Raw genomic sequence first — 18235 nt, forward strand, 5'->3', positions numbered from 1 at the left:
GTCCGGACCAACGGGGTCCGCGCCGGCGAGGTCCGCGCCGGCGAGGTCCGCGCCGGCGAGGTCCGCGCCGGCGAGGTCCGCGTCAGCGAGGTCCGCGCCGGTGAGGTCCGCGTCAGCGCGCCAGGAACGGCGCCACCGCGGCGACGTACTCGGCGGGCCGGGCACTGTGCACCAGGTGCCCGGCCTCGATGGTGACCAGCCGGCAGTCCGGGATCAGCCGGGCGAGTTCGGCCAGCCGCTCCTGCGGGATGTGGCTGGCCGAACCGCCCGCGACCAGCAGGGTGCGGGCGGTGATCCTCTTCATCCCCTCCCGCCAGGCCGGGTCGGGGGTGTCGATCTGCGCCTTGACCGCCTTCACCACGGCCCAGTCGAAGTGCACCGGTTCGTCCGGCGCGTCCGGCACCGCACTGGCCGGGCGCGAGTACGGCGCCGGGATGTCCTCCAGGACCAGGCGGTCGATCCGTTCCGGCCGGGCCTGGGCGACCAGGTAGCCGACCGCGCCGCCCATCGAGTGGCCGACCAGGTCGACCCGGGCCAGGCCGAGCGCGTCGAGGAAGGCGAGCACGTCGTCGCGCATCTCCTCCAGGCCGTAGGGGGTGGTGCGGCCGCTGTCGCCGTGGCCGCGCAGGTCGAGCGCGTACACGTGGTGCCCGGGCGCGAGGGCGGGCAGGACGACGTCCCAGTCAGTGGCGCGCTCGCCGAGGGCGTGCAGCAGCACCAGCGGCGGGCCGTCCGCCGGGCCGCTCGCGCGGTAGGCGATCGTCAGCTCGGGCAGTTCCACGGTCCGGATCTCGGTCATGCTCGTCACCGTACGCGCCGACCGGCCGTCACCGGACGGGTGTTCGCCCACGGCTCACCGCGACGGGCTCGCCCGTCGCGCCGCGGGCCGCCGCCCGGCCGGCGAACACCGAGGCCAGGACGGCGAGGGCGGCGACCGCCGCGCACACCGCGCTGGTGGCCAGGTAGGCGGAGCGGTGGCCGCCGCCCCCGGCCGTCTGCCGCAGGTACACCCCGGACAGCGCCGAGACCGAGACCGCCGCCGCGATCCGCTGCGCCATCTGCAGGATCGCCCCGCTCACCCCGGCCGCCTCGGCGGGCGCGTGGCGCAGCACTTACGCCTGGTTCGTGGCGCTCATCAGGCCGATCGAGGCGCCGCCGCACAGTTGCAGCAGCGCCAGCAGCCAGGGCAGGACGGCGGCGGGCGCCCAGTGCGCGACCAGTCCGCTCGCCAGCATGACCAGGGCGGAGCCGGTCATGCCCGCGGTGACGGTGCGTCGGCCGAAGCGCTGCACCACCCGCCAGGCCAGCGCCGAGGCGACGCCCATGGCCAGCGCCGAGGGCAGCGCGACCAGCGCCGCGCCCATCGGGGAGAGCCCGAGGCCGTCCTGGAGGAACATGGTGAGCACCAGTCCGGCGGCGAGCGAGGAACCGAACTGCGCCATCGCGGTCGCGGTGCCGAGCGCGTACGGCGCGGAGCGGGTGAGCGCCGGGTGGATCAGTGGGTGGCCGCCGGCGCGGGCGTAGCGGCGCTGCCACCAGGCGAGCGCACCGAGCAGCAGGACGGCGGCGGCCGCGAAGGCCAGCCAGCCGGTCCAGCCGGGAGGTTGGACGAACGGCAGCATCAGGACGAGGGTGAGCGCGGCGACCAGCAGCAGGCCGACCAGGTCGAGGTCGGCGTGCCGGGCGCTCGGGCGGGGCCTGGGCAGGTGACGCACCGCCAGCGCGACGGTGGCCAGGCCGAACGGCACGTTGAGCAGGAAGGTCAGCCGCCAGCCGTGCTCCGGGCCGACGGCCGCCAGGACCGCGCCGCCGATCGGCGGGCCGAGCGCGAAGGCCAGCCCGCCGGTGACGGCGTACATGCCGAGGGCGCGGGCCCGCAGCTGGCCGTCGAAGACGTCCTGGAGGGTGCCGATCATCTGTGAGTTGACCAGTCCGGCGCCGACGCCCTGGAGCAGCCGGGCGGCGATCAGCACCCCGGGTGTGGTGGCGGTCGCGGAGACCAGGCTGACCAGGGTGAACAGGGCGAGGCCGGTGACGAAGAACCACTTGCGGCCCCGGACGTCGCCGAGCCGGCCGCCGGGGATCAGCGCGAGGCCGAAGGCGAGCGAGTAGCCGGCGACGATCCACTGCAGGTGGGCGGGCTGGGCGTGCAGGCTCTCGCGCAGCGCCGGGATGGAGGTGTTGAGGACGGACTGGTCGAGCAGCGTGGTGAAGCCGCCGGCGACGCAGACCAGCAGGACGCGGCGCCCGGCGGCGTCGAAGCGCTCGCGGGGCGCGGTGGCTATCCGGGCCTTCGGAGACCTCACGGTTCGACCACCACCAGCGCGTAGCGGGCCTCGTCCGGGCCGGGGGCGCGGAAGCGGCTGGTCCCGGAGACGTAGCGCAGGCAGTCGCCGGGGCCGAGCAGGTGCATCTCACCGTCGACGGTCAGCTCCAACGTCCCCTGGAACACCCAGAGGTGGTGTTCCAGGTCCGCCACGCAGGGGCGGTCGTAGGCGATGTCGGCGCCGGCGGGCAGGCGGCCCTCGACGATCTCGGCGCGCAGCGAGCCGTGCGGCGGGGAGACCGACCGGCGGACGAAGCCGGTGGCCTCGTCGCGCCAGACCCGCTGGTCCTCGGCCCGCACCAGCCGGGCCGGCGCCGACTCGACCTCGGCGAGCAGCCGGGACATGGTCCGTCCGTACACGGCGCAGAGCCGTCCGAGCAGCGCGGCGGTCGGGCTGACCTCGGCGCGTTCGACCCGCGACAGCGTGGACCGGCTGATGTCCGCCAGCCGGGCCAACTCCTCCAGCGTCCAGCCCCGTTCCACCCTCAACTCGGCGAGCCGGTTGGCGAGCCGCTCGTCGGCGGCCGTCTCGATTCCCATATTCGCGATGCTATCCCGGATATGAGATCACGTCCGGGGCCCGGAGCGCGTATCGGTGGAATGACCGATGTGCGGCGGGCGGGGGCGCGGCCATAGTCCTCGGGAGATCGCTCGCGGGCGGCCGTGCGGTGCGCCCGGTTTTCGAAAGGACCTTCTGTGGACGCGTATGCGGATCTGGTGTTCGTCGGTGGGAAGGTGGTCACGGTCGATGCGGAGTTCACCGTCGCCTCGGCCCTGGCGGTGACCGGCGGGGTCATCAGCGCCGTCGGCGGGCGCGACGACGTCGCGCCGCTCGTCGGGCCCGCCACCCGCGTCGTCGACCTGCGCGGGGCGACGCTGCTTCCCGGCATCAACGACTCGCATCTGCACGGATGCGCCTTCGGCATGGCGACGCCGCCGCTCTCCCTCGACCTCGGCCACCCGGCCGTGTCCTCGCTGGCGGACGTGGTCGCGGCGGTGGCGGAGGCCGTCGGACGGCTTCCGGCCGGACAGTGGATCACGGGGCACGGCTGGGACACCGGTTACCTCGACGAGTGCCTCGCCGATCCGTCGCGGTCGCCCTCGCGGCGCGACCTCGACGCCGTGAGCCCGGACCACCCCGTCGTCCTGTACTCCTTCTCCGGGCACGCCACCTGGGTCAACTCCAAGGCCCTGGAGCTCATCGGGATCGACCGGCTGACCGTCGCGCCGCCCGGCGGGGCGATCGTCGTGGACGAGGCCGGGGAGCCGACCGGGCTGCTCCACGAGGGGGCGCAGGCCCTCGTCCAGAACGCGCTGCCGCCGCTCGGCCGGCAGGAGCGGACCGACGCCATCCGGTCGACCCTCGCCACGCTCGCCCGGCTCGGCGTGACCAGCTACACCGAGCCCGGGCTCGGCCCCGGCGGCGACGGCATCATGCGGGGCGCGCTCGGCGCGGAGACCCTCGACGTCTACCGCCGGCTGCTGGCCGACGGCGAACTGACCGCCCGCGTCGGCGTCCTGCTCCTGCCCACCGGAATGGCGAGCAGCGCCGACGAGTTCGCCCACACCCTCGCCCTCCTCGACGAGTCCGGCGACACCGACCCGCGCCGCCTCGCGGTCCACGGGGTCAAGATCTTCGCCGACGGCATCGTCCCCAACAGGACGTCCTGGATGCACGAGCCGTACGTCGGCGGCGGCTGCGGCTCGCTGTGCGTCGGCGGCGAGACCGACGCCGAGCGGATCGCCGAGATCGGGGCCATCATCCGGCACGCCCACGCCGCCGGGCACCAGTTGGGCGTCCACGTCACCGGCGACCGGGCCATCGACACCGTCGCGGACGCCTTCGCCGCGGCCATGGCCGAGCACCCGCGGCCGGACGCCCGCCACTACGTCATCCACGGCGACTTCCTCACCGCGCACAGCATGAAGGTGCTGGCCGCGCACGGCTTCGGCGTCAACATGAACCCCACCATCAAGTGGACCGTCGCCGACCTGGAGGAGGAGTTCGTCGGCGCCGGACGGGCCGCGTACGCATGGCCCTACCGCGATGCCCTCGACGCCGGCGTGCGGGTCGCGAGCGGGTCCGACGCCCCCGTCACGTACCCGGACTGGCGCCAGGGCGTCGCCACCATGATGCTGCGCGAGTCGAAGGCCGCCGGCCGGGTCAGCGGTCCCGAGCAGCGCATCGGCCTGGCCGAGGCGATCCGCACGTACACCGTCGACGCGGCCTGGCAGGACTTCGCCGACGACTGGAAGGGCTCCCTGGAGCCGGGCAAGGTCGCCGACCTCTGCGTGCTCGACGGGGACCTGCTCACCGCCGACCCCCACGACATCCCGCAGCTGCCCGTCGTCCTCACCGTCGTGGACGGGCGGGTCGTGCACGACACCCTGCGCGATTGACGTCTTCCGGGCACATGATCATCCTTGGATGATGGCAGCGGAGCGGAGCACGGCGGACATCCTGGACGCGGCCCTCCACGTCCGTGCGGCCGCCAGGAGCGCCACGAGCGGCGCGACCGGCGTCGACGCGGTCCTGGCGGCGCTGTCGGAGGTGGTGGACTACGACCACGCCTCCCTGGCCCGCTGGGATCCGCTGCGTCGGCGCCACACCACGCTGGCCGGCAGCTACCCGGACGACGCCACGGCCTACATCGAGACCCGCCTCCACCACGATCCGGTGTTCCCCGTGCTCCGCAGCCCGGCCCGGGGCGGCCTCTGGCTCAGGGACGTCCCCGGGCAGCTCCTGGCGGCGTCCCCGGGGTTCCAGCAGGTGCTGTCCCCCCTCGGCATCGAGGACGGCGTGGCCCAGTGCCTGTTCGCCGCCGACGGCCGGTACGTCGGCATGCTGAACGTCAGCACCCGTCGACCGCGGCGCTCGTCCGATCCGGCGCGCGCCGTGGTCACCCTGCTCACCGAGTCCCTCGCGGCGGCCGTCGCCCCGCACCCGGGCCCGCCGCCCGAGGAGGTCGCCGCCGCCGGCCCCGCCAAGCCCGCCGGCCCCGCCGCGGCCGCCCGGCGGCCTGGCGGGCTCTCCCCACGGGAGCTCCAGGTGCTGGCCGAACTGACCGCCGGCCGCACCAACCGGGAGATCGCCGAGCGGCTGTACATCACGCCGCGCACGGTCGGGACCCACATCGAGCACATCCTCGCCAAGCTCGACCTCCCCAACCGCGCGGCCGCCGCCGCCCGAGCGGCCGCCTGGGGCATCGAACCCGCCCACTGACGCGCGCCCGGCAGCGCACGACGCTCGGACCACAGGCGCACCGAACCCGCCCCACCGGATCCCGCCCCACTCCAGAGGGCCTTCGGCAACCGTCTGACGGACCGCATTCGGGCAGGTCACAGGCCCGGTCGGCGCAGCCGGACCGGAGTTGACGGCGATCTCTCCTTCCATCACCCTTCCACTAATCGAATAGTGAAAGGGTACTTTGCCCATGCGCCTGTTCCCCCCGTCACGCCGACCCGCCGCCCTGGCCTGGGGCCTGGCCGCGGGATTCGCCGCGCTCTACACCTGCGTCGCCGTCAACCGGCACCGGCGCGGCCTGACCAAGGCCTACGACCTGGGCATCTTCGAGCAGGCCATCCGCGCCTACGCGCACGGCCAGGCGCCGATCGTGCCGCTCAAGGGGCCCGGGTACCACCTGCTCGGGGACCACTTCCACCCGCTGATCGCCGTGCTCGCCCCGGCCTACCGGGTGTTTCCGAGTCCGGTCACCCTGCTGGTCGCGCAGGCGCTGCTGATGGCGCTGGCGGTCGTGCCGCTCACCCGGTGGGCGCACGAGGTGGGCGGGCCGCGGGTCGCGCTGGTCATCGGGTGCGTCACCGGGGTGTCCTGGGGCATCGTCCGGGCCGCCAGTGACGACTTCCACGAGATCGCCTTCGCCGTCCCGCTGTTGGCCTTCGCGGCCACCGCGCTCGGCCGGCGCCGGCACCTGACCGCTGCGCTGTGGTCGCTGCCGCTGCTCCTGGTGAAGGAGGACCTCGGCCTGACCGTGGCCGCCGTCGGCCTGCTGATCGCCTGGCAGTCGCGGCAGGACCGGCGCAGCCCGCTGCCGGGACTCGCGCTCGCGGGCGTCGGGGTCGCGGCCACCCTGCTCACCATGCTCGTGGTGCTGCCCTCGTTCAACCCGCACGGCGGCTTCGACTACTGGCAGCAGCTCGACGGCGGCGGGCAGTCCTCCGGTTGGTCGCTGGCGGCCCGGATCGGCTGGCCCCCGGTCAAGTGGCTGCTGCTGTTCCTGCTCGCCGCGACCGCCGGCTTCCTCGGGCTGCGCTCGCCGCTGATCCTGCTCTGCGCACCCACCCTGGCCTGGCGACTGTTCTCGGCCAACCCGCACTACTGGGGCGTCAGTTACCACTACAGCGCGGTGCTGATGCCGCTCGTGATCGCGGCCCTGGTGGACGCCCTCACCCGCGCCGACCCGCGCCGGGCGCGGCGCGCGCTCACCGCCGCCGCCCTGGTGGCGGCCGTGACCGTGCCGGTCTATCCGCTGCACGAGGTGGTGATGCCCGAGGCGTGGCGCACCTCCGCCCGGCTCACCCACGTCCGGGCGGTGCTCGACTCGATACCCGACGGCGCGACCGTCGCCGCCTCCAACCGGCTCGCCGCACAGCTGACCAGCCGGGACACCGTCACCCTGGTCTGCCAGGAGCCGACCGGGCCCGGGCCCGAGTGGGTGGTCGCCGACCGGACGGACCCGAGCGTGCAGGCCCCGTGCGCGACGGCCGCCACCGACCGGATGCTGACGGAGTACGAGCGACGCGGCTACCGGCGGGTCATCGACGCGGACGACCTCCTGCTGCTGCGCCGGCCCTGATCGTCCGCACCGCCCGGCACCCCCCGGTCCGGCTTGACCCGCGCACCGCCTTGCGCCACCATTCCACTATTGGACTAGTGAAAGGTCGAATCGCGTGTGATCGAGTACCGCATCGAGCGGCGCAGCGGGGTCTCCACGTACCAGCAGATCGTTCAGCAGACGAAGCAGGCCCTGCGGCTCGGGCTGCTCCAGCCCGGAGACAAACTGCCGACCGCACGGGAGGTGGTCGAGCTGACCGCGATCAACCCCAACACCGTGCTGAAGGCCTACCGCGAACTGGAACGCGAGGGCCTGGTCGAGCCCCGGCCGGGGCTCGGCACCTTCGTCCGGCGCTCGCTCGCCCGGCCGGAGGCGGCCGCCGACGGGCCGCTGCGCGCGGACCTGGTCGGCTGGGTGGACCGGGCCCGGGAGGCCGGGCTGGAGCGTGAGGACATCTCCGCGCTGATGGCCTCCGTCCTGGAACAGCGATTCGACACCGGGGTCTCCCCGGCAACACCGAGTTAAGGACACTGGGGGGACCGGGTGAACAACCCGACGAACACGCCGCCGGCATCGGCGGCGCCTTCGATACCGGCAGCACCGCAGGCACCGGCGGCGCTGGCGGCCGACGGCCTGGGCAAGCGGTACCGCCGCGACTGGGCGCTGCGCGACTGCACCTTCGCCGTCCCGGCCGGGCGGATCTGCGGGGTGGTCGGCGCCAACGGCGCGGGCAAGAGCACCCTGCTCGGCATCGCCGCCCGCCTGCTCACCCCCACCGAGGGTGAGCTGCGGGTGTTCGGCGAGCCGTCCACCACCGACGACCTGCGCGGCCGGATCGCGTACGTGGCCCAGGACAAGCCGCTCTACCCCGGCTTCACGGTGGCCGAGACGCTGCGGCTCGGCCAGGAGCTGAACCCGGCCTGGGACCAGGACTTCGCCCAGCAGATCATCGACCAGGGCGAGTTGAGGCCCAAGGCGAAGATCGGCTCGCTCTCCGGCGGCCAGCGCACCCGGGTCACCCTCGCGCTCGCCCTCGGCAAGCGACCCGACCTGCTGCTGCTCGACGAGCCGATGGCCGACCTCGACCCGCTCGCCCGGCACCAGCTGATGGGCACCCTGATGGCCGAGGCCGCCGAGCGCGGCACCACCATCGTGCTCTCCTCGCACCTCCTCCCCGAGCTGGACGGCGTCATCGACCACCTGCTGCTGGTGCAGTCCGGGCGGGTCCGCCTCTGCGGCGACCTGGAGGACCTGCTGGACGGGCACCAGCTGCTCACCGGCCCGGCAGGCACCGCGCTCCCCACGGGCGTCCTGGTCGAGCAGCGCTCCACCGGCCGTCGGGTCGACGTGCTGGTCCGCACCGGGGAACCGCTGGACGGCCCGTGGGAGGGCGGCCGGCCGAGCCTGGAGGAGCTGCTGCTCGGCTACCTCCGGGCCCCGCTCACCGCCCCGGTCACCGCTGGGGCCACCGCCGGGCCGGCCGCCCAGGCGCAGACGACCGAGAACGGGATCGCCGCATGACCACCGACGTCCTGACCGAGCGCGCCGCCGCCGCGCCCGCCGCGCCCGCCGCGCCAGAGCCGCCGACCCGGCGCCGCCGGGGCAGGCTGCTCTGGCTGACCTGGCGCCAGAGCCGCATCACGCTGTGGGCGATCGCCGGCCTGCTGGTCCTCGCCTCGGCCACCCTGCTCTGGCTCCACTTCTCCCTCCAGCAGATGGTCGACGATCTGGACCGGGCCGGCTGCCACGACTCCGACAGCTGGAGCACGATCAACTGCTGGTCCCTGATCGACCCCATCGACAGGCGCTCCGTGGTGTACACCCAGTGGCTCCAACCGGCCGCCGCCGCCGTCCCGCTGCTGCTCGGCATGTTCGTCGGCGCCCCGCTGCTGGCCCAGGAGTACGAGCGCGGAACCGTCCGCCTGGCCTGGACCCAGTCCGTCAGTCCGCTGCGCTGGCTCGGCGCGCGGATCGCCCTGCCCGGACTGGTGGCGCTGGCCGCCGCCGGGGTGCTCGCCGTGTTGATGACCTGGGTGTGGTGGGTGGACATCGCGCACGGCCCGGTCGCCTTCGATCCGCCGTTCCAGAGTTTCACCTACCCCGTCCTCGGGGTGGTGCCGGTCGCCTGGTCGCTGTTCGCGCTGGCGCTGGGCCTGCTGGTCGGGCAGTTGCTGCGCCGCACGGTGGCCGCGATCCTGGTCACCGGCGTCCTGGTGGCCGCCGCCCACGGCCTGGTCCGGTGGACCCGCCCCTTCTTCTACCCGACGGTGAAGGAGGTGGTCCCGCTCAACGGCTGGCAGCCCCACAACGCGTGGCTGGTCGACCGCGGGCCGGTGCTCGCGGACGGCCGGTGGGTCTCGACGGACTCCTGCCGGGGCCACTGGGAGCGCTGCGCGAGCACCACCCACAGCTGGATCGAGTACCACCCTGCCGACCACTTCGTACCGATCCAACTCGTCGAGACCGGGCTCCTGGTGGCGCTCACCGCCGCGGCGCTGGCGCTGGTCTTCCACCGGGCACGGCGGGACGGCCACGCGCTGCGGGCGACCCGGCGGGCCTGAGCTCCCAGGGTCCGCCCCCTCCCGACGGCCTCCGCCCCTCCCGCCCCCTCGGCCCGGGAGGGGCGGTGATCATATGATGTGCGGCGGATCTGGGCCGGTCAGCGGCCGCAGGCCAGGGCTTGGGGGAATCATGTTCGGCATCATCAGACCGTGCAGGCACCGGCTGTCCGAGCGGCTCCAGAGCTCGTGGATGGCGCACCTGTGCGGGCTCTGCCTCGCCCTGCGCGACGACCACGGCCAACTCGCCCGCACCGCCACCAACTACGACGGTCTGATCATCTCGGTCCTGGTCGAGGCCCAGGCCGCCCGGGAGGACGCCTCCTGGCGGCGCACCGCCGGGCCGTGCCCGCTGCGCGGCATGCGCACCGCCTCCGTCGCCAGGGGCGAGGGCGCCCGGCTCGCCGCCGCCGTCTCGCTCGCCCTCGCCTCGGTCAAGATCCGCGACCACGTCGAGGACCGCGACGGCGTCTTCGCCCGCCGCCCGGTCGCCGCCGGGGCCCGGGCGGTCACCCGGCGATGGGACCGGCAGAGCGCCGGCAGCGCCTCGACGATCGGCTTCGACACCGGCGTCCTGCTCGAAGCCGCCGCCCGGCAGGGCGCGTTGGAGCGGTCACTGGCGCCGGGCGGTTCCGTCCTGCTGGTCACCGAGCCCACCGAGACCGCCACCTCGGCCGCGTTCGCGCACACCGCCGTCCTCGCCGGGCGCCCCGGCAACGCCGCCCCGCTCGCCGAGGCCGGGCGACTCTTCGGCCGACTCGCCCACCTCCTCGACGCCGCCGAGGACCAGGCCGCCGACGCCGAGGCCGGCGCCTGGAACCCGCTCACCGCCACCGGCACCGACCGCGCCGAGGCCGAACGCCTCTGCCGCGACGCCGTGCACGGCATCCGGCTCGCGCTGCGCGAGGTGGAACTCACCGACCGGGCCCTGGTGCACCTGCTGCTCGCGCACGAGACCGAGCGGGCCGTCGACCGGGTCTTCGGCCCGGCCGCCCACACCACCGCCTGCCGCACCCGGAACGCCGGGCCCGGCTCGCCCGCCGCTTCCGCGGCCGGCGAGCACCCGAACGACGCGCCGCCGCGCCAGGCGCCGCCCGGCCAGGACCCGGGCCAGGCGCCGATCCCGCCGTGGGTGCCGCAGGGCCCGGGCTTCGGCCCGATCGGCGAGAAGCCGCCGCGGCCGCGCAACCTGCTGGCCGGCTGCGCGGTGTGGGCGCTGATGGCCTGCAGCTGCCAGCTGCTCTGCTGCGACCACAACGACCCGTTCAGCCGGGAGCGCCGCGAGGGCTGGTGCCAGCGGCACGACTGCGACTGCCCGGACTGCTGCGACGGGTGCAACGGGTGCGACTGCTGCAACGGCTGCGATGGTTGTGACTGCTGCGACGGCTGCGACTGTGGGTGCGACTGCTGACGCAGCGTCAGCCCTCCGGCGGCCTCACGACCACCGGGCGGCGGCGGGGCCCGTCAGGCATCGGGCCCCGCCGTCGCCGCCCGGCCGGCCGCCTGGTCCGCGACCCGGGCCGCCGCCCGGTCCGCCGCCAGCGAGCCCTCAAGTCGCGCCAGCAACTGCCGGAACCGCCCGGCGTCCTGCTCCGTCATCCGCCCCTCGGGCGCCGCCGCCCCCGGCCACTCGGCCACCATCTCGTTCATGGGCCCGAGGCTAGGCCTTGGCGATCAACAGGCGATAAACACACCGCGGCCGGGCGTGCGGACGCGGCCACCCCTCATCTGCAGCCTCTTGGCGTGTCCATGAGCCAATGGTTCAATTCTCATGTTAGGCAACTTTCCTAACCTGACATCAGAGCACGACCTCCTCCCCCCACGAGAGGACCTCCCATGGGTCGTCGCACCACCAGGACACTGATCGCCGCGGCGGCGCTCGCCGCCCTGCTGCCGCTCGCGGGCGCACCGGCCGGAGCCACCGGCGCGGCGGCGGAACCCGCCCAGCACACCCGGGCGGCCGCCTTCCAGCACCCGGGCGTGCTGGTCGGCAACCAGCAACTCGCCTTCGTCAAGGGCAAAATGGACGCCGGGGCCGAGCCCTGGAAGTCCGCCTTCGCGGATCTGCAGTCCAGCAAGTACGCCGCACCGGACTGGAAGCCCCGGCCGCGCGCCAACGTCGAGTGCGGCTCCAGCTCGAGCCCCAACAACGGCTGCTCCGACGAGCGCGACGACGCGATGGCCGCCTACGCCGACGCCCTGCAGTGGGCGCTCACCCGCGACCAGCGGTACGCCGACAAGGCCATCGAGATCATGGACGCCTGGTCGGCCGTGATCCAGGAGCACACCAACAGCAACGCCCCGCTGCAGACCGGCTGGTCGGGCAACAACTGGTCCCGGGCCGCCGAACTGATCCGCTACTCCGGCGCGGGCTGGTCGGCCGCCTCGATCGACCGCTTCGCCACCATGCTGCGCACCGTCTACGTGCCGCTGCTGTCCCCCGGCAGCCCGCGCAAGAACGGCAACTGGGAGCTGATCGAGACCGACGCCCTGATGGGGATCGCGGTCTTCCTGGACGACCACGGCCTGTTCGACCAGGCCGCCGGCATGTGGCGCAAACGCCTGCCCGCCTACGTCTACCTCGCCTCCGACGGCGACCTGCCGGTGCCGCCGCCCAAGGCCGGGATCGAGGGCGAGTCCGCGCTGGTCACGTACTGGTCCGGCCAGTCCACCTTCGTCGACGGGCTGTCGCAGGAGACCTGTCGCGACTTCGGCCACACCGGCTGGGGCCTGGAGGCCGCCGCCCAGACCGCCGAGACCGCCCGGCTGCAGGGCCTCGACCTGTGGGGAGAGGGGCGTGAACGGCTGGTCAAGGCGCTGGAGTTCCACGCCGCCTACGACAACGGGGCGGACGTGCCGGACTGGCTCTGCGACGGCTCGGTGAAGACCGGCCTCGGCCCGGCCGTCCAGCTCGCGTACAACGAGTACCACCTGCGCGAGGGCCTCGCGATGCCGCAGACCGAGCAGTACGTGGCCGCGCACAGCCCGTTCGGGGCCAACTACTTCATCGGATGGGAGACTCTGACCCACACCAACGCGCCCTGACCGCCCGGGCGGGGAACGGTGGTTCCGGGCGTGCGCCCGCCCGGAACCACCGTTCCGGCTGCGCCCCGCCCGGGAACGGACGTTCCAGGAACGTCCGTTCCGCGCGCGGCTCACCCCTCGGGGAACAGGGCCTCCAGGACGGCGGCCACCCCGTCCTCGTCGTTGCTGCCGATCACGTGGTCCGCGGTGGCCAGCACCTCCGGGTGGGCGTTGGCGACGCCGTACGAGGTGCCCGCCCAGGCCATCATCGGCAGGTCGTTGGGCATGTCGCCGAACGCGACCGCCTGTTCGCGGGCGATCCCGCGCCGTCGCGCCAGGTCGCCGAGCGCGGCGGCCTTGCTCACGCCCTTCGCGACGACCTCGACCAGCCGCTCGCCGTTCGCGTGGTACACGGTCACCAGGTCGCCGAGCACCGGGCGGGCCAGCGCCAGCAGCTCGTCCGCGGACAGCTCCGGGTGGCGGCCGATCAGCTTGGGCGCCGGGCGGCCGAACAGCCGTGCGTCGTCCAGGCGTTGCACGGTGGTGTCGGCATCCCAGGCGCCCGCCTCGTACTGCGCGTCCCCGGCCAGCTCCTGGGCGTACTCGACGGCCAGTCCGATGCCCGGCACGGCCTCGCGCAGCAGCCGGGCGCTCTCGCCGAGCACGTCGACCGGGATCGGGTTCTCGGCGATCACCGCGCGGGTGCGCATGTCGTAGCCGAAGGCGCCGTTGGAGCAGATCGCGACGCCCCGGTGGCCGAAGGCCGCCGCGATCTCGCCCATCAGGCGCGGCGGTCGCCCGGTGACCAGGACGACGAGCCCGCCGGCCCGTTCGACCCGGGCGAGGGCGGCGACGGTGCGGGCCGAGACGGTGCGGTCGCCGCGCACGATCGTCCCGTCGAGGTCGGTGGCCACCAGGCGGGGCGGCCGTAGCGGGGTGACGGTGGGTGGGATGGTGCTCGGGATGATGCCCATGGGTCGATGCTCCGTGCCGGTCGGGGTTCGGTGGGGGCGGCCGGGCGCTGGGGCGTGTGCGGTGCGCGCGCGTACGGCGCGGGCGGTGCGCACGCGGCGGGCACGCGGTGTGTGCGTGCGAGCGGGGCGCCCGGTTCGGCGGTGCAGGGAGCTCGCGGGCCGGGCCCGGCGGTGGCCGGGCCGACGTCGCCAGACGCTCGGACGGTACCACCGGCACGGCCGGTTCGGCGACGACCGGACGCCCCCTCCGAACCCGGCGCAATTTTATTAGGAAACTTTCCTTACCTTATAGACCGTCGCCGGCCGCAGACCGTACTCTGCTGCCGCGAGCTCGCGCTCTTGCGCCCCCACGGCGCCCGGTCGATCGGCGCGCCATCCCCCCCACTGCCTCCGGCGCCACCGCCCCGGAGATCGGAGCACACCCATGCGAGTTTCCCGAACCCGACGCCTCGCCGCCGTCGCCGCGGCGGCCGCCCTGGCCGCCGGCCCGGCCTGGGCCGCCACCTCGGCCTCCGCCACCCCCACGGCGGCGACCGCCGCGGCCGTGCAGAAGGTGGCCGCCGGCGGACTGACCCCCGACCAGCACCGCCGCGCCGACCAGCTGATCAGCATCTTCGAGAACAGCACCACCGAGCTCCAGTACGGCTACGCCGAGAACATCAACGACGGCCGCGGCGTCACCGCCGGCCGGGCCGGCTTCACCACCAACGACGGCGACGCGCTCAAGGTCGTCCGCGCCTACACCGCCGTCGCCCCCGACAACCCGCTCGCCCGCTTCATCCCCGAGCTGGAGCGCCTGGCCGCCGCCGGCAGCGGCGACACCAGCGGCCTGCCCGAGAGCGACTACATCGCCGCCTGGAAGCAGGCCGCCGAGGACGCCACCTTCCGGCAGGTCCAGGACGACCAGGTCGACCAGCGCTACTTCACCCCCGCCATGAACCAGGCCGACCAGCTCGGCCTCACCACCGCCCTCGCCCGCGCCGAGCTGTACGACGCCTCCATCCAGCACGGCAACGGCGGCGAGTACGACGCCCTGCCCGCGCTCATCAGCCGCACCGACGCCAAGGTCGGCTCGCCGTCCAGCGCCGGCGAGAACATCTGGCTGAACGCCTTCTTCGACGTCCGCGTCGACGACCTGACCAACCCTGCCAACTCCTCCACCGCCGACGAGTGGCGCAAGTCCGTCGACCGGGTCGAGTGCCTGCGCCGGATCGCCGCCACCGGCAACTACAACCTGGACGGCCCGCTCAACGTCACCGCCTTCGGCTCCAGCTACACCATCAACTAGCCACCTCCTCCACCAAGCCCGGGGTCCGGTGTGTGGGACCGGACCCCGGCCCGACGCGGCCCAGCTCCCCGGACTCCCCCACCCCGGGGAACGCGGCCCCGCCGGGCGATCCGACCGCCGGTGGCGGCAGGGCGCCGGGACTCCCCGCCGCCGCCGGCGGTTCGCGTTCCGCCCCACCGGTGGCGGTGGTCCGCGTTCAGCCCCGCGCCACCGGCAGCTCGCCTTCGGCCCCGCCGATCCGCGCACGGCCCGGCCTCGTTCGTCGACTGACGGGTACCCTACGATCGGCCGAATGAGCGCAGCAGGACGGACCACGGCCACGGACGGGCCGCCGCAGCCCGCCACCCCCGCTCCACTGCCAGGGCATGGGCAACAGCCGTGGAACCGGCAGCGGTTGCGGAGCAACAACGAGTGGCTCCTGCTGGAGCGGCTGCGCCGGTACGGCCCACTCTCCCGGGCCCAACTCGCCCGCGACACCGGGCTGTCCAAGCCCACCGTCTCCACCGCGCTGGCCACCCTCGAACTCGCCGGACTCACCCGCGAGGCCGGCAGGTTCGCGCCCGAGCGCGGCCGCACCGCCGTCCTGTACGAGACCGACCCGACCGCCGGGCACGTCCTCGGACTCGACATCGGACGGGCCCGGCTGCGGGTCGCCGTCGCCGACCTGTCCGGGCACATCGTCGCCCGCCGCGACCTGCCCAACCGGGGCCGCTCGGCCAACGCCGTCGCCGACGCCGTCGTGGCGGCCGCCCGGGAGGCCATCGCCGAGGCGGGCCTGCCGGCCACCGCCGTCGCACACACGGTGGCCGGCTCGCCCGGGGTCTGGGACGAACGGCGGCGCAGCGTCCGACTCGCCGCCAGCCTGCCCGGCTGGGGCCGCCCCGGCCTGTTCGACCGCATAGCCGACGGCCTGGGCACCACCGTCACCGTCGCCAACGACGCCAACCTCGCGGCCGTCGGCGAGTACACCTACGGCGCGGGCGCGGGCAGCCGGCTCTTCGTCTACCTGCTGGTCGGCACCGGTCTCGGGCTGGGCGTGGTCAAGGACGGCGAGCTGCTGACCGGGGCGCACGGCGCCGCCGGCGAACTCGGACTGATGCGGCTGCCCGACTGCACCACCGCCACCTGGAACACCGGCACGACCGGCTCCACCCTGGAGGAGACCGTCTCCGCGGACGCCGTGGTGCGCACCGCCCTCGACCTCGGGATGCGGCGGCCGCTCACCGCCGAGAAGGTGTTCGCCCAGGCCCGGGACGGCGAGCCGGCGGCGATCGAGGCCGTCCGGCAGGAGGTGGACCGGCTCGGCTACGCGCTCGCCGTCGTCGCCGCACTGCTCGACCCGGACGTGGTCGTCCTCGGCGGCGGCATCGGGCGCAGTGCCGACCTGCTGCTGCGCCCGCTGGAGCAGGCGCTGCACGAGCGGTCCCCGCTGCGGCCCCGGCTGGAGGCGAGCCGGCTCGGCCAGGACGCCGTCCTGCTCGGCGCCGTCGCCACGGCCCTGGACACGGCGCGGCCCGAGGTGTTCGAGCGGCGCACGGCCCCCGCACCGGCCAGACCCTAACCGGCCGACCGTCAGATGCGGGCGGGCCGGGCGGCGTCCAGCAGGACGCGGGCGGCTTCCTTGGCATCGGCGGCGGCGCTCGGGTCGCCGTGCACGGCGGCGGTGGTCATCGCCCCCTCGGCGAGCAGCGCGAGGTGGACGGCGGTGGCGGGCTGGGCCCCGGCGGCCTCGGCCAGACAGGCGAGGTAGGCGTTGAACTCCTCCTTGTGGTGCCTGGCTGTCGCCGCGACCGCCGGCGAGACGGCGCCCAGCTCGCCGAAGGAGTTGACGAACGCGCAACCGCGGAAGTCGGGTTCGGCGAACCAGCGGCCGAGCCAGTCGAAGACAACGAGCAGCTGGTCCCGCGGCAGGACGGCGGCGCCGGCCACGTAGACGGCGAGGTTCGCCCGCCAGCGCCCGTCCCGGCGGCGCAGGTACGCCTCGACCAGGTCGTCCTTGGACGGGAAGTGCTGGTAGAGGCGGCGCATCGTCATGCCGGAGGCCGCCCGGACGGCGTCCATGCCGACCGCCTGGATGCCCTGCCCGTAGAACAGCTCCTCGGCCGCGTCGAGGATCCGGTCCCGCGGGTCGTGCTGCTCCATCTGCCGTGCCCTTTGCGTGAGAACGATGGTTCTCCTAGAGTAGCCGATATGGCGAGAACGACCGTTCTCGCCACCGGCTCCGCCGCACCGAGGAGATCCCGTGTCCGACCAACGCCCTCCCCTGCCCCCGTACACCCGGGAGACCGCCCGGCAGAAGGTCCGCGCCGCCGAGGACGCCTGGAACACCCGCGACCCCCGGCGCGTCGCCCTCGCCTACACCCCTGACAGCCGCTGGCGCAACCGCACCGAGTTCCTCACCGGGCGCGAGCAGATCGCCGACTTCCTCACCCGCAAGTGGCACCGCGAACTCGACTACCGCCTCATCAAGGAGCTGTGGGCGTACGACGGCGACCGCATCGCCGTCCGCTTCGCCTACGAGTGGCACGACGACTCCGGCCAGTGGTACCGCTCGTACGGCAACGAGAACTGGGAGTTCGACCCGAACGGCCTGATGGCCCACCGCCACGCCGCCATCAACGACCTGCCGATCACCGCCGACGAACGCCTCTTCCACTGGCCGCTCGGCCGCCGCCCCGACGACCACCCGGGCCTCACCGACCTCGGCCTCTGAGCACCGCGCCCCAGCCTGTCGTCGGTCGGCCGTAGCCTGACGGAATGGCAAAGACCGTCACCTACCTCGAAATGACCGCCCCCGAGGACCTGCGCCCCGCCCCGCCCGTCCCCGCACTCGCCCTGCTCCGCGCCGACGCCACGTCCCCCGCCGTGCAGGCCGTGCAGGCCGAGGTCGGCAGGCCGCACGGCTGGAAGAGCTCCAGCCGCACCGAGCAGGACTGGGCGGCCCACCGCGCCCAGCACCCGCTGCGCCAGAGCTGGCTCCTCACCCACGACGGCGAACCCGCCGGAATCGTCGCGCTCGAACCGCACCCCGGCGGGGACGTCGAGATCACGACCTTCGGACTGCTGCCCGCGATGGTCGGCCGAGGCCTCGGTGGCTACGCGCTGACCCTCGCGCTCCGCCAGGCCTGGGCAACCGAACCCATCGGCGCCGGCACCGCACTCCGGGTCTGGCTGTGCACCAACACCAACGACCACCCCAACGCCCTGCCCAACTACCACAAGCGCGGGCTGCGCACGTTCCGCACCGAGGTCCATCCCGGGTAGGGCCT

Annotated in this window: 19 protein-coding genes; 12 read left to right on the forward strand and 7 right to left on the reverse strand. The window is 74.4% G+C overall.

Annotation, left to right across the window (positions count from 1 at the left end; genetic code table 11):
- Positions 1–112: 112 nt before the first annotated feature.
- Genes P3T27_RS21415 through P3T27_RS21430 form a run of 4 tightly spaced genes read right to left on the reverse strand, consistent with a single transcriptional unit; the run spans position 113 to position 2866 of the window.
- Positions 113–799, reverse strand: coding sequence for an alpha/beta fold hydrolase (locus tag P3T27_RS21415; protein ID WP_280680761.1), 687 nt, complete (start codon positions 797–799; stop codon positions 113–115).
- Between the two features lie 28 nt (positions 800–827).
- On the reverse strand, positions 828–1112 hold the full coding sequence (locus P3T27_RS21420; protein WP_280680762.1) for a hypothetical protein: 285 nt from the start codon (positions 1110–1112) through the stop codon (positions 828–830).
- A complete protein-coding gene (locus P3T27_RS21425) occupies positions 1113–2306 on the reverse strand; it encodes an MFS transporter (protein ID WP_280680764.1) in 1194 nt (397 codons plus the stop codon).
- Complete coding sequence (locus tag P3T27_RS21430; protein WP_280680766.1) at positions 2303–2866, reverse strand: XRE family transcriptional regulator; 564 nt, start codon at positions 2864–2866, stop codon at positions 2303–2305. The genes P3T27_RS21425 and P3T27_RS21430 overlap by 4 nt, the downstream gene beginning before the upstream one ends.
- A 156-nt stretch (positions 2867–3022) precedes the next feature.
- On the opposite strand from P3T27_RS21430, the gene P3T27_RS21435 reads away from it, so the two are divergent.
- From P3T27_RS21435 to P3T27_RS21465, 7 genes are all read left to right on the forward strand, one after another.
- Positions 3023–4726 (forward strand): amidohydrolase, encoded by a 1704-nt coding sequence (locus tag P3T27_RS21435; RefSeq protein WP_280680768.1) that lies wholly within the window; start codon positions 3023–3025, stop codon positions 4724–4726.
- 28 nt (positions 4727–4754) lie between these two features.
- Positions 4755–5549: a LuxR family transcriptional regulator gene (locus P3T27_RS21440; protein ID WP_280680770.1), complete on the forward strand. Its 795-nt coding sequence runs from the start codon at positions 4755–4757 to the stop codon at positions 5547–5549.
- Between the two features lie 211 nt (positions 5550–5760).
- A complete protein-coding gene (locus P3T27_RS21445; RefSeq protein ID WP_280680772.1) occupies positions 5761–7143 on the forward strand; it encodes a DUF2079 domain-containing protein in 1383 nt (460 codons plus the stop codon).
- Between the two features lie 96 nt (positions 7144–7239).
- A complete protein-coding gene (locus P3T27_RS21450) occupies positions 7240–7647 on the forward strand; it encodes a GntR family transcriptional regulator (RefSeq protein ID WP_280680774.1) in 408 nt (135 codons plus the stop codon).
- A gap of 63 nt (positions 7648–7710) precedes the next feature.
- The gene (locus P3T27_RS21455; protein ID WP_280680849.1) at positions 7711–8643 is read left to right on the forward strand and encodes an ABC transporter ATP-binding protein; all 933 of its coding nucleotides are present in this window, start codon (positions 7711–7713) and stop codon (positions 8641–8643) included.
- On the forward strand, positions 8640–9683 hold the full coding sequence (locus P3T27_RS21460; RefSeq protein WP_280680777.1) for a hypothetical protein: 1044 nt from the start codon (positions 8640–8642) through the stop codon (positions 9681–9683). Before P3T27_RS21455 ends, P3T27_RS21460 begins: the two co-directional genes overlap by 4 nt.
- A gap of 130 nt (positions 9684–9813) precedes the next feature.
- Positions 9814–11091 (forward strand): DUF5685 family protein, encoded by a 1278-nt coding sequence (locus P3T27_RS21465; RefSeq protein ID WP_280680779.1) that lies wholly within the window; start codon positions 9814–9816, stop codon positions 11089–11091.
- 53 nt (positions 11092–11144) lie between these two features.
- Here the strand turns inward: P3T27_RS21465 and P3T27_RS21470 are convergent, their stop codons facing one another.
- Positions 11145–11330: a hypothetical protein gene (locus tag P3T27_RS21470; RefSeq protein ID WP_280680781.1), complete on the reverse strand. Its 186-nt coding sequence runs from the start codon at positions 11328–11330 to the stop codon at positions 11145–11147.
- Positions 11331–11516: 186 nt separating this feature from the next.
- Here P3T27_RS21470 and P3T27_RS21475 point away from each other — a divergent pair, with 186 nt between their 5' ends.
- Complete coding sequence (locus P3T27_RS21475; protein ID WP_280680784.1) at positions 11517–12725, forward strand: alginate lyase family protein; 1209 nt, start codon at positions 11517–11519, stop codon at positions 12723–12725.
- 110 nt (positions 12726–12835) lie between these two features.
- Here the strand turns inward: P3T27_RS21475 and P3T27_RS21480 are convergent, their stop codons facing one another.
- The gene (locus P3T27_RS21480; RefSeq protein WP_280680786.1) at positions 12836–13678 is read right to left on the reverse strand and encodes an HAD family hydrolase; all 843 of its coding nucleotides are present in this window, start codon (positions 13676–13678) and stop codon (positions 12836–12838) included.
- A gap of 424 nt (positions 13679–14102) precedes the next feature.
- Here P3T27_RS21480 and P3T27_RS21485 point away from each other — a divergent pair, with 424 nt between their 5' ends.
- Both P3T27_RS21485 and P3T27_RS21490 read left to right on the forward strand, forming a co-directional pair.
- Positions 14103–14966 carry a chitosanase gene (locus tag P3T27_RS21485; protein WP_280680788.1) on the forward strand — a complete coding sequence of 288 codons (864 nt, stop codon included), beginning with the start codon at positions 14103–14105 and terminating at the stop codon, positions 14964–14966.
- 292 nt (positions 14967–15258) lie between these two features.
- Positions 15259–16527: an ROK family transcriptional regulator gene (locus tag P3T27_RS21490; RefSeq protein WP_280680790.1), complete on the forward strand. Its 1269-nt coding sequence runs from the start codon at positions 15259–15261 to the stop codon at positions 16525–16527.
- Between the two features lie 11 nt (positions 16528–16538).
- On the opposite strand, the gene P3T27_RS21495 is transcribed toward P3T27_RS21490, so the two are convergent.
- Complete coding sequence (locus tag P3T27_RS21495) at positions 16539–17108, reverse strand: TetR/AcrR family transcriptional regulator (protein WP_280680792.1); 570 nt, start codon at positions 17106–17108, stop codon at positions 16539–16541.
- 100 nt (positions 17109–17208) lie between these two features.
- On the opposite strand from P3T27_RS21495, the gene P3T27_RS21500 reads away from it, so the two are divergent.
- Together P3T27_RS21500 and P3T27_RS21505 are read left to right on the forward strand one after the other, a co-directional pair.
- Complete coding sequence (locus P3T27_RS21500; protein ID WP_280680794.1) at positions 17209–17679, forward strand: nuclear transport factor 2 family protein; 471 nt, start codon at positions 17209–17211, stop codon at positions 17677–17679.
- Between the two features lie 44 nt (positions 17680–17723).
- Entirely contained in the window at positions 17724–18230 is a 507-nt protein-coding gene (locus tag P3T27_RS21505; RefSeq protein WP_280680796.1) for a GNAT family N-acetyltransferase, read from the forward strand.
- Positions 18231–18235 lie beyond the last annotated feature (5 nt).

It is taken from the genome of Kitasatospora sp. MAA19, assembly GCF_029894125.1.
Lineage (GTDB): Bacteria > Actinomycetota > Actinomycetes > Streptomycetales > Streptomycetaceae > Kitasatospora.